Origin of the sequence: Streptomyces sp. NPDC048606 (genome assembly GCF_040650855.1) — a bacterium.
Taxonomy (GTDB): Bacteria; Actinomycetota; Actinomycetes; order Streptomycetales; family Streptomycetaceae; genus Streptomyces.
In genome coordinates this window covers 1-13004 of record NZ_JBEZIB010000045.1, presented here as the reverse complement: position 1 = coordinate 13004, position 13004 = coordinate 1, and the positions used below count along the sequence as shown (strand labels likewise).

Sequence of the window (13004 nt, the reverse complement as noted above, 5' to 3'; positions counted from 1 at the left end):
GCCGTGCCGTGCGCTCAGGCGGCGAGGGCGGCGGAAGCCACCGGCGGCGTACCGGGGCCCTCGTACGCTCTGAGTTCGAACCACACCGTCTTGCCCCCGACGCCGAACAGCCGCTCATCGAGGCAGCAGCCGCCCCACTGGTCCGCGATGAGTTCGAGTATCGCCATCCCACGCCCGGATCCGGCATCTCCGGGCGGTGGCGGTCCGGAGGGCATCGGGAAGACGGGGCTGGTGTCGGAGACGCTCACCCGGAGCACGGGCCACGTCCAGCGCAGCCGCACCGAGGCGGGGCCTTTGGTGTGGCGGACGGAGTTGGTGGCGAGCTCCGAGGCCAACGGCTCCGCGCGGTCCGCGAGTTCGGCGAGCCCGTGGGCGCCGAGCACAGCCCGGAGGGTGGTACGGGCGACCCCGGGGGCGCGGGGGTCGCGGGGGAAGTGAAGTTCGTACTCCCAGGGTTCGGCGTAGGGGATCGGTGGCGGCCCTGAACTGCTCCCGCCCTGACTGCTGTCTGCTTGCTCGGCTTCGGGTTTCACGCGGGCACCTCCGTGTGCGGCGTGAGCTGGTTTGTGTCGGCCACGTGGCCCGCGCCCCTCGTTCGCCGTCCGGTGGCTCTGCCGAGTGCCTGCTGGCGGGGGCCGCTTCGGTGCGCTTCCGGTTGGTCGGTGGCTGGGCGGGGCGTTGTGACTGTCCCACGCTAGCGCCGGATTTATAACGGGTGCTACCCAAATCGCTCTAACGGGTTGACCAGAGCGATTCGGTGGACGCATCGAGTTCCTGTCGGCACACTGTGCGCGAGCGGAGAGGGCACATGGCACCCAGGCAAACACCAACCATCCGTCAGCGCCGGTTCGGTGCGGAGCTGCGTCGGCTCCGCGAAGCGGCCGGCTTGTCCGCGCCGGCAGCCGCGACCCTGCTCGGCACCGACCGCACTGCGATCTCGAACATCGAGGCCGGGCGGTTCGGCATCAGCGAGGAACGATTGCGGCGCCTGGCGAGCATCTACGAGTGTGGTGACACCACCCTCGTCGACGTCCTGGCGGGCATGACAGGTGGACGCAAGGCCGGCTGGTGGGACGAGTACCGAGGGAAGATCCCTCCCGGCTTCCTCGACGTGTCGGAACTGGAGAACGATGCCGTGCGACTGCGCACGGTCCAGACCGCGCACCTACCGGGCTTGTTCCAGACCGAAGACCATGCCCGCGCGATCTTCGACCTCCTCGTGCCGTCGTTGCCGCGGCTGGAGGTCGAACTGCGGGTCGCGCATCGGATGGCCCGTCAGGCAGCCGTCACCGGGGGAGCCTCAAAGCCCTACGTCGGCATCATCCATGAGGCCGCATTGCGGATGCAGCTCGGCGGCCGGACCGTAGCCCGGGGCCAACTGCACAAGCTGCTCGACGCGACTGAGCGGGCTAACGTGACCCTGCTCGTCATCCCCTTCTCTGCGGGAGGATTCCCGATGGCCGGCGATTCCGTGCTGCATGCGGAAGCGGCACACGTGCAGTTGGACACCATCCACATGGACTCTCCGGCTGGCGCCATCTTCGTCGACTCGCCCACCCAACTCGGCAACTTCCGTCGGCGTATGGACCTGGTGGAGAAGGTTGCGCTACCTGAGAACGGGTCGGCCGACCTCATTCGGTCGATCGCCCGAGAACTGTGAGGCGCCGCGCTATGGCTGAGGTGTGGGTGAAGTCGTCCTACTCGGAGGACGGCGGCAACAACTGCGTGGAGATAGCCGTGATCCCGGACGGCATAGCCATCCGGGACAGCGTCCGCCCGGAGCACGTCATCAGACTCCACGCATCAGCATTCGTCGCGCTCCTGCTCAGCGTGCAGAGAGAAACGACTGACGCCATCCCCCGCTGACCAGGCCCGGCGCTCAGGCAGCGCGCACCCGCCCGGACAACAGATCCTCGGTAACGCCCTGCTGCACGACCCGGAGTTTCTCGATCCGTTCTTCTTGCCTGGCGATACGCAAGTCCAGCGCAGCCACGGCGCGCACGGCGCGTCGCTGTGCTTCGAGTGACGGCACAGGTACGTCGAGCGACTCGACCAACTCGCTGCTGATCTTCACCATGCTCTCGCTGGTACCCCGCGCGCCTGCCTGAACAGCCCGACGAAGCGTTGGAGTCCGTAGAGCAAGCTCCAGGTACTCCGGCAGGCAGATCTCAGGGTCTGGGGTCAAGCGCATCATGAGGTCCGGGTAGATGCATGGTTGACCAACATCTTTGTACAAGCCGACCAACCCGACGAGTTCACGGGTGTTGGCCCGACTCATCAACAGGTCCCCATCGGAGATCACGAACCGCTGGGCTTGGTCGCTCTTAGGAATGTGCTTCAACTGGCGCGGACGGAACCCGTCTGGCGTTAGACAACCGAGCCCCAGGGTGAGCAGACCGGTCCATTCTGGAACCTCGACAGGCGAATAGCCGTTCTTCGGCCGACGCACGAGGAGCGACTTCATTTGCATCCTCGGCCCAGCCACCAGGCGATCGACAATGCCCCGTCGGACGGTCCCGAGCTTGGCCCCAGCCTCCGCAAGGGAGGTGATGCGGCGCTCGATCGCGTCGTGGGCGGTCACGATTCGCCGCTGCTCAGCAAGGGAGACATCAGGCACGGTGAGCGCCCGGACCTCAGATTTCGGCAGCTGGAACTGTCCGCTGGAACCACGCATCGCCGCTACGATCTGACGCCGAACCGGCAGCGATCCCAGGGCCAGCGCCAAGAACTCAGGCGTTGCGCGATCCCGGCACGGAACCAATCGGTACATGAGGTCTGAGAGCACAAGGCGCTGGCGGATCTGCTTGATGCAGCCGGTAGCCCCTACCAAATGTTGGGCACCGTTGACGCGAATCATGAGGACATCCCGAGCCTTGAGCTCAAGCTTGGTCACCTCCGCCGCATGGGCCGTCATGCGCTTCGCATCAGTGGCGGAATATGAGTCAGACGTGATCGCCGAGAGGCGAAGAACGCCCCACTCGTCATCGGCGGGTGGCGTGCTCTGCGCTCCACCCGCCACACCCACCTGAATTTCCAGCAGCAGTTCGCCGAGTGGAATCTCACCGCGCATAGCCCAGCTCCTTCAGCCAGTCGGTGAACTCCCCTGCCGCGCCCGCGCCTTCCGTCTCCAGGTCCTCCAGGGACACCGCGTACTTCTCCGCCCAGCGCTGGAACGAAGCCACCAGTTCGCGGCGCCCTGCGCCGACCGCCGCGTCCAGGCGGGAGGACAGGGCTCCGTCGAGGACGGTCAGGACAACCCGCTGGGCTCCGCCATCCTCCGCCTTGGCCAGCTCGGCGGCGGCCTTCAGGTCCGGCAGGAAGCGGGCGTCCAGGGCGGAGCGGCGCTTGGAGGCGGCCGTGCGCTCCTTGCGGCGACGCGTGACGGCTTCCTCAAGGCGGGCCAGTTCCTCGGGGGTCGCCGGGGTCCGTTCCTCCGAGTCGTCCACCTCGTCCGTGTCGTCCTCCGCCTGCGGATCCGCGTCCGCCGGCTTGGCCGTGGCCAGTTCCTCCAGCGCCGTCTTGTACGCGGCGTCAGCCGCCGCGTAATCCGCATCCGCACGGGCGACTTCGTCCAGGAACTCCGGGATCAGCACACGGACCACCGGCTCGTCCATCGCACGGCGGCGGTCGGCTGCCGACACGGAGGTCTTCGGACGGCCACGGCCCGAGGCCTTCGGCTCATCGACCTCGGGGGTCACGGGGGCGACCATCGTGTCCACCGAGTCCACCCAGCCGTCGAGCACCCGCTCGAACCCGCCCGCGGCAAGGGCCTTGAGGTCGTACCGTGCGAACGTCCACCAGTCGGCCATGATGCCGGCCGTCGTGTACTCGTCCAGGACGCCCGCGCCACCGATGGCCTTGGTGAAGCCGGACACCAGCCGTTTACGCAGCTGCATCAGCTGACGGTCCTCGGCGAGGGCCACGAAGTGCGCGGACTGGTCGGTCCACCACCTCTCGTACGTCTCGCGAAGGGCCGCTTCCTTCGCCGCCGCCAGCCCCGGGATGCGGGCAGCCGTGGCCTCGTGCCCCTCGGCGAGGAAGTCGACGTATTCCGGGTCGTCCGCGCGCTCCGCGAAGAGGGCTGTCGAGTCGACGCCGTAGGCCGCGAAGAGCTGCGCCTTGGACTCGATCTCGGCCAGCGGCACACCACCGTACAGATGTGCGCGAACATCCTGCGGTTCGGCCGGCGGGGAGTTGTCCACCCAGCGGCGGATGTTCAGGTTGGCGTCGGCCTTCAGCAGGTCCGCGACGTCCACGGCCAGCGAGTAGCCCGGGACCTGGCGCCACTCCCGGTAGACGGTGGCGATCTTCTCGACGTACTCGGGGCCGAGCTCGTTCTGGTTGCGGGCGGCACGGAAGTCCCGGTCCGCGTTGATGAAGAGGACCTTGTTCTCCCGGTCGCCGCGCTTGCGGTGCGGCGGGCGCAGGACCAGAATGCAGGCCGGGATACCGGTGCCGTAGAAGAGGTTCGGGCCGAGGCCGATCACCGCCTCGATGCAGTCGTCCTCCAGCAGCTTCACACGGATGTCGCGTTCCTTGCCGCTGCGGAACAGCACACCGTGCGGCATGACGGTCGCCGCTACACCCCGCGCCTCCAGTACGGAGATCATGTGCTGGACGAACATCAGGTCGGCCTTCTTGCCGTTCTCCGGAGTCTCGCCCCACTTCATCCGCCAGCCGTGCCTCTCGTCGGCCTCGGCGACCAGCTCGGCGTCGTAGTTGAGGGAGAACGGCGGGTTCGACAGCACCTTGGTGAAGGAGCGCAGCCGCCTGGCCGGGGTGAGGTGCAGGGGCTCGGTGAGGGTGTCGCCGTGCTTGAGATCAAATTCATGGATGCCGTGGAGCACCATGTTCATGCTGGCCATGGACCAGGAGGGGCCGTTCTTGTCCTGGCCGTTGATCGCGAGGGAGTCCGGGGATCCGCCGTGCTCCTCCACGTACTCGTGTGCGGCGATGAGCATGCCGCCGGAGCCGGCGCAGGGGTCGTACACGCTGTCCCCGGGCTCCGGGTGGACCAGCCGGACCATCAGCCGGACGACCTCTCGCGGGGTGTAGAACTCGCCACCACGCTGACCGGCAGAGTCCGCGAAGCGGGCGAGGAGGTATTCGTAGGCCGCGCCCAGCATGTCGGGGAACTCGAAGTCCTCGTTGCGCAGGCGGTACAGGCTGAAGTGGCGGATGAGCGAGCGCAGCTCGGCATCGGTGAAGCGGGGCTTGGTGCCGACGACCTCGTTGAAGGAGATGTGCGAGGCCACGCCCGCCAGTCGCTCGTGGCTGTCCTGGAGGGCCACCAGTGCCTGGTCCAGGCTCTCACCGACCCGCTCGACCAGCATCGACAGGCCCGGAAGCGGGTGGTCCGGATCTTCCGGGTTGTGGTGGGGCCCCTTCCACCAGCGGGCGCGGGGGGGCACGTAGAAGACCCGCGGATACTTGTCCGGGTCGTTCGCCCGGGCCAGGGCCTTGGCTCGGTCGCCGGCCTTCTCCAGCTCATCCTCGTAGACCCGCTCCCACTCGGGCTGGAACTCGTCGGAGGACCGCTTCAGGAAGAGCATCCCGAAGATGAAGTCGCGGTACTCAGAGGCGTCCATCCGGCCGCGCAGGATGTCGGCGGCGGAGAAGAGATGCCGCTCCAGCTGGGGCAGTGTGATACGGGCCACGCACCGGTCCTTCGTACGCCGTGGGAGTTTCGGGAGAACTCCGGCAGCCTAGTCCGGGAGGGGTGCGCGGCGGAAACCGACGAGCTAGCGGCGTCGCCCCGAGTCCTTCTTCGGCTCCGTGCCGATGCCCAGGCTGCTCAGCAGGCGCCACATGTCGGTGGACGGGTCGCGCTTGAGCGGATCGCATCCGGCGGCGTGCCCGGACCGGAGGTTCCACTGCTCGTACGTTTCCTTGCGCGGGCCCGGGATCTTCCCCAGGTCTGCGTTCTTGGACGAGCAGGCACCATGAGGGCACTGATCGACGAGCTTGCGTGCGTTCGTGATCGCGTCCCCCTCCTTGCCGACGAGTGACGCACCCCGAGTGCCGTCGATCCCCTTGCCCCGTCCACCCGACTTCGTGTCGTACGTGGCGAAGCCCTTCGCGTCCGGGTGTTTGCGCAGGCGGTCCTTCACCACGCCGCTGCGCCCTTCCTCCCTGCTGGTGAACGGCTGGAAGTGCAGGAGCAGCCACAGCTCGATGGACGGGTGGGACAGAGCCACCTGGACGCCTTCCCTGGCGGCCTTGCTCATCGCCTCACGGATGGCAGTGTCGCGGCTGTCCTCCGTGTCCCGGTCGAAGAGCGCCCATTTCTCGTCCGCGGCACCGGGCGCCCGGGCGATCACGTGGTCGACCACCTGGTCGGGGCGCAGCCCCTTGCGTACGGCCGAGAAGTTCAGGAAGAACTTGTTGCCGGGGCGCTCGCCGTAGGTGGTGTTCAGAAGCTTGATGTATTCATCCTCGGTCTTCTCCCCCTCGGCCGCGATGTACACGACACGGCGCGATTCGTCGCCGTAGGAGGACAGGTCTCGCCGGGCGGGTCGGGGCGACTCGTGCCTGCCCCGGCGACGGTTGACACGCCGGCCCTCGGCGGATGATCTGCTCACGCTGTGGTCGTCGCCTTCGGTTCCCGGTCCGATTCCGTCTGCTGCGCGAGCCGCCGCTCCAGTGCCGCGAGCTGGCGGGCGACCTCGCCGCTGGCCAGGCGGGGCACACCACCGTAGTGGCCGTGAAGGTAGCGGCGTTCCAGATTCTCGTCGTTGCGGGCCTTGCGGGCCGCGAGCAGCGGGTAGAGCGCGGACTCGCCCGTCGCCTCCTTGACGGTGATCCACACCTGGTCGCGGTCGAGGGGCCGTTCCACGACGGACGGTCCCAGAAGGGTTGCCTCGTGCGTGGTGAAGACCAGCTGCGCCGGCCCCGGGTTGGCCTCTTCGTCCTGGAAGAGGCGGATCACCTCGGCTGCCAGCAGCGGATGGAGGCTGGAATCCAACTCGTCCGCGAGGAGGACGCCCCCACCCTTCCTGCCCAGCATGTGCAGGAGCGGGCCGAGGAAGGCGAACCAGGCGTGCGTGCCCTGCGACTCCTGCTTCCAGAAGTCCAGCGGCCTCGGCTGGTCGCCCGACCCGCGGTGCAGCAACTGGATCTCCCCGGTGTCGGGGTCCGTCTCCACCCCGCTCACTCCGAGGTCGGCCGAGGCCAGCAAGGTCGCGACGCGCTCCCGCAGCGCCTCCCCTCCCTCGCCGGTAAGCCGCTCACGCGTCCACGCCGTCCGCTCCTTGACGTCCTTGCCGGATGTGACGAGCCAGAGGTTGTCCCGGAACCAGCGGTGGATGGCGGAGAGCTGAGGGTGGTTGAGGGCCGCGCCCACGGTCAGGAAGAGCGCGTTGGAGCGCGTCGTCGTGACGAGGAGATCCTTGAGGTCCTTCCGACCTGTCAGTCCGGTGCCGGGGAAGCGGAACGGACCGCCGTCGGCTTCCGTCCGTTCGGCGTCCCGCTCGAACCACACCTGCCTCCGCCCCGAGGGGTAGGCATGGAGCCACTCGCTTTCGACCCGGTCGTCAGACAGTTCGAAGCCGTAGGTGTAGCGAACTTTTTCGGCGCGCCCGAGAAGCAGATCCACCTCGAAGAGGCTCGTATCGTCACGTGCCTCGTCAGCGAGTTCGAACGGCTGACGGGGGACGCCAGCCTCCCGGTCCCAGGCGGCCAGGGAGTCGATCACGGCGTCCCTCATGAACCGCATCGCCGCCAGCATGTTCGACTTGCCTGAGGCGTTGGCGCCGAATACTCCCACCGCCGGCAGGACCGCCAGCGGCTTCCCTTCGGAGCGGACGCCCGTCTCGCGCGCCGTCTTCTCGTTGAATTCCGTCGCTACGAGCGACAGCTCCTGCTCCTCGCGAATGGAGCGGTGATTGGCCACCCGGAAGCTGAGCAGCATGACCGACCTCCAGTGGGGCGGGCTAGCGGTTGGCCGCCTCAGGCTCTTTTGAACGGGTAATCCGTAAAAGGGAGCCTAAGACCTCCCAGGCGAAAGCGCCAGCGCCCGTCATCGGGAGTTGACTGCCGACGGACGGGCGGACTGGCTACTTAGGCGGAGGCGGCGGCGGTGGCCCGCGTGGTGGTGGCGATGGTGGCGGAGCCGACCACGCGGGTGCCGTCGTAGAGGACGATCGCCTGGCCGGGGGCCACGCCGCGGACCGGTTCCGCGAAGCGGACGCGCAGCTCCCCCTCCACGACCTCGGCGTGCACCTCGGTCTCGCCGCCGTGGGCGCGCAGCTGCGCGGTGTAGGTGCCGGGGGCGGCGGGGGTGGAGCCGCACCAGCGGGGGCGGATCGCGGTCAGGGCGCTGACGTCGAGGGCCTCGGCGGGGCCGACGGTGACGGTGTTGTTCACCGGGGAGATGTCGAGGACGTAGCGGGGCTTGCCGTCGGGCGCGGGGTGGCCGATGCGCAGGCCCTTGCGCTGGCCGATGGTGAAGCCGAAGGCGCCGTCGTGGCTGCCGACCTTCTCGCCCGTCTCGTCGACGATGTCGCCCTCGGCCTTGCCGAGGCGGTTCGCGAGGAAGCCCTGGGTGTCGCCGTCGGCGATGAAGCAGATGTCGTGGCTGTCGGGCTTCTTCGCGACGGCGAGGCCGCGCTCCTCGGCCTCGGCGCGGATCTCCTCCTTGGTGGTGAGGGTGTCACCGAGGGGGAAGAGGGCGTGGGCCAGCTGCTTCTCGTCGAGGACGCCGAGCACGTACGACTGGTCCTTGGCCATGTCGGAGGCGCGGTGCAGCTCGCGGGTGCCGTCCTCGTTCAGGACGACGGTGGCGTAGTGGCCGGTGCAGACGGCGTCGAAGCCGAGGGCGAGGGCCTTGTCGAGCAGCGCCGCGAACTTGATCTTCTCGTTGCAGCGCAGGCACGGGTTCGGGGTGCGGCCGGCCTCGTACTCGGAGATGAAGTCCTCGACGACGTCCTCGCGGAAGCGTTCGGCGAGGTCCCAGACGTAGAACGGGATGCCGATGACGTCGGCGGCGCGGCGGGCGTCGCGGGAGTCCTCGATGGTGCAACAGCCGCGGGCCCCGGTCCGGAAGGACTGCGGGTTCGCGGAGAGCGCCAGGTGGACGCCGGTGACGTCGTGCCCGGCTTCGACGGCGCGGGCGGCGGCGACGGCGGAGTCGACTCCGCCCGACATGGCGGCCAGGACGCGGAGGGGGCGGGCGGTGCGCGGCAGGTTCTCAGTCATAGCACCAACCAGGGTACGGGGAACCGTGCGGGGTCACGGCGCGTTATCGGCTCTGGGGGGTGGATCACATGACGGAGCGGACGGACGGGGCCGGGAAGCGGCCCGGCAGGACCCGCAGAGCGGTGCTCTTCGGCGGGCTCGGCGTGCTCGGGATCGCGGCGGTGGCGGGGCGCGAGGAGATCGGACGGGCCTGGTGGCTGTTGCCGGGGGTGTCCAAGCCCCGCAAGGAGGGCGAGCTCGACCACGCGGGCGCGGGGTGGACGGCGGCCTCGCCGGCGAACTGGCGGCTGGCCGACCGTCCGGACGACTACCGGGTGGACCGGATCGTGGTGCACGTCACGCAGGGCGGCTTCCAGTCCTCGGTGGAGGCCTTCCAGAACCCCTTCCACAAGGCGTCGGCGCACTACATCGTGCGTCAGGACGGCCATGTGGAGCAGATGGTGCGCGAGCTGGACGTGGCCTTCCACTCGGGCAACCGCTCGATGAACGAGCGCAGCGTGGGCATCGAGCACGTGGGCTTCGTCGACCGGCCCAAGGACTTCACGGACGCGATGTACGCGGCGTCGGCCCGGCTCGCCGCCGACGTCTGCCGCCGGTACGGCATACCCGTGGACCGGCGGCACTTCGTGGGGCACTCCGAGGTCCCGGGCGCCGACCACACCGACCCGGGGCCCCTGTGGGACTGGGACCGCTATCTGGGCCTGGTGCGCGCGGAGCTGGCGGCCCGGCCTAGCTGAGTCCGGCCGTGCGGGCGCGTTCCACGGCCGGGCCGATGGCGGCGGCGACCGCGGCGACGTCCTCCTTGGTGGAGGTGTGGCCGAGGGAGAAGCGCAGGGTGCCGCGGGCGAGTCGGGGGTCGGTGCCGGTGGCGAGCAGGACGTGGCTGGGCTGGGCCACGCCGGCGGTGCAGGCGGAGCCGGTGGAGCACTCGATGCCCTGGGCGTCGAGGAGGAGCAGCAGGGAGTCGCCCTCGCAGCCGGGGAAGCTGAAGTGGGCGTTGGCCGGGAGGCGGTCCTCGGGGTCGCCGCCGAGGACGGCGTCGGGGACGGCGGCGAGGACGGCGGCGACGAGTTCGTCGCGCAGGGCGCCGATCTGCGCCGCGAAGCGCTCGCGCCGCGCGGCGGCGAGTTCGGCGGCGACCGCGAAGGCGGCGATGGCCGGTACGTCGAGGGTGCCGGAGCGGACGTGTCGTTCCTGGCCCCCGCCGTGCAGGACGGGGACGGGGCTCTGGTCGCGGCCCAGCAGCAGGGCGCCGATGCCGTAGGGGCCGCCGACCTTGTGGCCGCTGACGGTCATGGCGGCGAGGCCGCTTTCGCCGAAGCGGACGTCGAGCTGTCCGAAGGCCTGGACGGCGTCGGAGTGCAGCGGGATCCCGTGTTCGCGGGCGATCCCGGCGAGTTCGCGCACCGGCATGACGGTGCCGATCTCGTTGTTCGCCCACATGACGGTGGCGAGGGCCACCTCGTCGGGGGCGCGCTCGACGGCTTCCCGGAAGGCCTCGGGGTGCACGCGGCCGTACCGGTCGACGGGCAGGTACTCGACCCGGGCGCCCTCGTGCTCGGCGAGCCAGTGCACGGCGTCGAGGACGGCGTGGTGCTCGACGGGGCTGGCGAGGATGCGGTCGCGGGCGGGGTCGGCGTCGCGGCGGGACCAGTAGAGGCCCTTGACGGCGAGGTTGTCGGCCTCGGTGCCGCCCGCGGTGAAGACCACCTCGCTCGGGCGCGCGCCGAGCGCCTCGGCGAGGGATTCGCGGGCCTCCTCGACGGTGCGGCGGGCCCGACGGCCGGCCGCGTGGAGGGAGGAGGCGTTGCCGGTGGCGGCGAACTGCGCGGTCATCGCCGCGGCGGCTTCCGGCAGCATCGGGGTGGTCGCGGCGTGGTCGAGGTAGGCCATGATCCCCCGATTCTACGAGTCCCCGCGTGCCGGGATTCCCCCCGCCGGCCGGTCCCCGCCGTCGGCGACGGCGCGCGGCCCCGCCGGGAATCTCCGGCGGGGCGGCGGCGGGCGGTCGGCGGTGTCCGTCAGCGCGGGGCGCGGGCCAGCTGGCGGGACTGGGCCACGAGGCGGTCGGCGCTGTCCCAGACCTCGGCGTCCTCCTCCAGGAACCCGCCGGCGAGGTTGCGGGTCACGATGGACACGCGCAGCGGGCCGGGGGCCGGGCGGCAGCGGATGTGGGTGGTGAGTTCGACGGTCGGGGCCCAGCCGACGAGACCGAGGTCGAAGGCGGTCGGGGGCAGCGCGTCCACGGCGAGGAGCAGCGACAGCGGGTCGGCGTCGCGGCCGTCGGCGAGTTCGAACCAGGCCCGCATCTCGCCCTTGCCGGAGGGGGCTCCGACGGCCCAGCCGGCGGTCGCCGGGTCCAGTCGCAGGCGCAGGCGGTCCACGATGGCGGAGCTGCCGGGGATGGGGGCCGGGCCGGCCTCGGCGCCGAGGCAGTCGGCGTAGGGGGGCATGACGGGCGGGGTGGCGACGGTGTGGACGGCGTCGGGCAGCGCGGAGAGGTCGCCGTAGGAGGCGAGGACGCGGATGCGCTCGACCTCGGCGCCGTTCTCGTCGAACTGGAACAGGGAGGCCTGGCCGGTGGAGAGGGTGCGGCCCACCCGCACGACCTGGGTCCGGATCACGGCGGGACCGGGCACGGAGGAGGTCAGGTAGTGCGCGGAGACGGAGAAGGGGTCCGGGTGCGGCAGGGCCGCGGACAGGGCGCGGCCGACCAGGGCCAGCAGGTAGCCGCCGTTGACGGCGGCGATGATCGTCCAGCCGGCGGAGAGCTCCGCGTCGTACGCACCGGGTTCGCCCGCGCGGGGCGTGATGGTGGTGTCGCGGTCGAATTCACTGTCGCCGATGGATGCCTGGGCCGCTGCGTGCGTCATGGGAACGACGGTACACCGCTAACTTACTAAGCGGTAGCTTTTGCTTGCGGGAAGGGCCGGGCGCTCCCCCGGCGGCCCCCTACGGCTCTTCGGCCACCGCCGAACGGCGGTTCCAGGCCAGCGGCGCCCGCCAGTGGTAGCGCATCGCGAGCAGCCGCAGCACGAAGGTGGTGACGATGGCGAGGGCGGTGGTCACCGCGTTGAGGGCGTGCAGACCGATGAAGACGGCCACCATCGAGGCGCCCACGACGGCGGGCACGGCGTACATCTCGCGGTCGCGCAGCAGCGACGGCACCTCGTTGGCCAGGACGTCGCGCAGGACACCGCCCCCGACGGCCGTGGCCAGACCCAGGGCGGCCGAGGCGGTCAGGCCGAGGCCGTACTCGTAGGCCTTGGTCGTGCCGGTCACGCAGAAGAGGCCGAGGCCGGCGGCGTCGAAGACGTTGATGGCCCGGTTGATCCGCTGGACCTCGGGGTGCAGGAAGAAGACGAGCGCGGCGGCGATCAGGGGCGTGACGAAGAAGCTCAGCTCCCCGAACGCCGCGGGCGGCACGGCGCCGATGCACAGGTCGCGCAGCAGACCGCCGCCGAGAGCGGTGACGAGGGCGAGCACGGCGATGCCGAAGACGTCGAAGTTCTTGCGGACGGCGAGCAGCGCGCCCGCGGTGGCGAAGACAAAAATGCCCGCGAGGTCCAGGGCGTGCTGGATGCCGGGCGGGAAGAGATCGTGGAGCACCCGGCCATTGTCACCCGAGGTCGAGGGCCCGCCGGACGCCCGCGCGGGCGGGGCCGGGTTCCGAGCGCGCCCGGGGCGGGCCCGGGGCGGGCCCGGAAAGCGCCTCGGCGTGGGGGGCCCCGGCGGGGGCCGCCCCCGCGGCGGCCCGTTTTTGTGGGGGGTGGGGGGGCGCGGGGGCCCCCGGCGGGTGGGCGCCCGCC

General features: G+C 70.4%; 12 protein-coding genes. 3 read left to right on the top strand and 9 right to left on the bottom strand.

What is annotated here, in order from left to right:
• Window positions 1-14 precede the first annotated feature (14 nt).
• Window positions 15-533, bottom strand: a complete 519-nt coding sequence (locus AB0D01_RS34420) for an ATP-binding protein (protein ID WP_363062340.1) — start codon at window positions 531-533, stop codon at window positions 15-17.
• A gap of 275 nt (window positions 534-808) precedes the next feature.
• Between AB0D01_RS34420 and AB0D01_RS34415 the strand changes: the two genes are divergently transcribed.
• Together AB0D01_RS34415 and AB0D01_RS34410 are read left to right on the top strand one after the other, a co-directional pair.
• Window positions 809-1660, top strand: a complete 852-nt coding sequence (locus AB0D01_RS34415) for a helix-turn-helix transcriptional regulator (protein ID WP_363062338.1) — start codon at window positions 809-811, stop codon at window positions 1658-1660.
• A gap of 11 nt (window positions 1661-1671) precedes the next feature.
• Window positions 1672-1866: a DUF397 domain-containing protein gene (locus AB0D01_RS34410; RefSeq protein ID WP_363062336.1), complete on the top strand. Its 195-nt coding sequence runs from the start codon at window positions 1672-1674 to the stop codon at window positions 1864-1866.
• Between the two features lie 13 nt (window positions 1867-1879).
• On the opposite strand, the gene AB0D01_RS34405 is transcribed toward AB0D01_RS34410, so the two are convergent.
• The 5 genes from AB0D01_RS34405 to mnmA form a co-directional block, all read right to left on the bottom strand.
• Window positions 1880-3070 (bottom strand): hypothetical protein, encoded by a 1191-nt coding sequence (locus tag AB0D01_RS34405; protein ID WP_363062334.1) that lies wholly within the window; start codon window positions 3068-3070, stop codon window positions 1880-1882.
• Entirely contained in the window at window positions 3060-5657 is a 2598-nt protein-coding gene (locus tag AB0D01_RS34400) for a class I SAM-dependent DNA methyltransferase (protein ID WP_363062332.1), read from the bottom strand. Before AB0D01_RS34400 ends, AB0D01_RS34405 begins: the two co-directional genes overlap by 11 nt.
• An 84-nt stretch (window positions 5658-5741) precedes the next feature.
• On the bottom strand, window positions 5742-6581 hold the full coding sequence (locus tag AB0D01_RS34395) for an RloB family protein (protein WP_363062330.1): 840 nt from the start codon (window positions 6579-6581) through the stop codon (window positions 5742-5744).
• Window positions 6578-7909, bottom strand: coding sequence for an ATP-binding protein (locus AB0D01_RS34390; RefSeq protein WP_363062328.1), 1332 nt, complete (start codon window positions 7907-7909; stop codon window positions 6578-6580). The genes AB0D01_RS34395 and AB0D01_RS34390 overlap by 4 nt, the downstream gene beginning before the upstream one ends.
• 149 nt (window positions 7910-8058) lie before the next feature.
• Entirely contained in the window at window positions 8059-9195 is a 1137-nt protein-coding gene (mnmA, locus tag AB0D01_RS34385) for a tRNA 2-thiouridine(34) synthase MnmA (RefSeq protein ID WP_363062326.1), read from the bottom strand.
• A gap of 68 nt (window positions 9196-9263) precedes the next feature.
• On the opposite strand from mnmA, the gene AB0D01_RS34380 reads away from it, so the two are divergent.
• Window positions 9264-9932, top strand: coding sequence for an N-acetylmuramoyl-L-alanine amidase (locus AB0D01_RS34380; protein WP_363062324.1), 669 nt, complete (start codon window positions 9264-9266; stop codon window positions 9930-9932).
• Here AB0D01_RS34380 and AB0D01_RS34375 read toward each other — a convergent pair.
• From AB0D01_RS34375 to AB0D01_RS34365, 3 genes are all read right to left on the bottom strand, one after another.
• Window positions 9925-11088, bottom strand: a complete 1164-nt coding sequence (locus tag AB0D01_RS34375; RefSeq protein WP_363062322.1) for a cysteine desulfurase family protein — start codon at window positions 11086-11088, stop codon at window positions 9925-9927. The genes AB0D01_RS34380 and AB0D01_RS34375 overlap by 8 nt on opposite strands.
• Before the next feature lie 128 nt (window positions 11089-11216).
• The gene (locus AB0D01_RS34370) at window positions 11217-12068 is read right to left on the bottom strand and encodes a thioesterase family protein (RefSeq protein WP_363062320.1); all 852 of its coding nucleotides are present in this window, start codon (window positions 12066-12068) and stop codon (window positions 11217-11219) included.
• Window positions 12069-12147: 79 nt separating this feature from the next.
• Window positions 12148-12804: a trimeric intracellular cation channel family protein gene (locus tag AB0D01_RS34365; protein WP_363062318.1), complete on the bottom strand. Its 657-nt coding sequence runs from the start codon at window positions 12802-12804 to the stop codon at window positions 12148-12150.
• Window positions 12805-13004: the final 200 nt, after the last annotated feature.

What these genes read in the sequence shown, in the direction of transcription:
- AB0D01_RS34390 (WP_363062328.1), bottom strand. Translation starts at nt 7,909, where the DNA reads ATGCTGCTCAGCTTCCGGGTGGCCAATCACCGCTCCATTCGCGAGGAG.
- AB0D01_RS34405 (WP_363062334.1), bottom strand. Translation starts at nt 3,070, where the DNA reads ATGCGCGGTGAGATTCCACTCGGCGAACTGCTGCTGGAAATTCAGGTG.
- AB0D01_RS34375 (WP_363062322.1), bottom strand. Translation starts at nt 11,088, where the DNA reads ATGGCCTACCTCGACCACGCCGCGACCACCCCGATGCTGCCGGAAGCC.
- mnmA (WP_363062326.1), bottom strand. Translation starts at nt 9,195, where the DNA reads ATGACTGAGAACCTGCCGCGCACCGCCCGCCCCCTCCGCGTCCTGGCC.
- AB0D01_RS34415 (WP_363062338.1), top strand. Translation starts at nt 809, where the DNA reads ATGGCACCCAGGCAAACACCAACCATCCGTCAGCGCCGGTTCGGTGCG.
- AB0D01_RS34410 (WP_363062336.1), top strand. Translation starts at nt 1,672, where the DNA reads ATGGCTGAGGTGTGGGTGAAGTCGTCCTACTCGGAGGACGGCGGCAAC.
- AB0D01_RS34370 (WP_363062320.1), bottom strand. Translation starts at nt 12,068, where the DNA reads ATGACGCACGCAGCGGCCCAGGCATCCATCGGCGACAGTGAATTCGAC.
- AB0D01_RS34380 (WP_363062324.1), top strand. Translation starts at nt 9,264, where the DNA reads ATGACGGAGCGGACGGACGGGGCCGGGAAGCGGCCCGGCAGGACCCGC.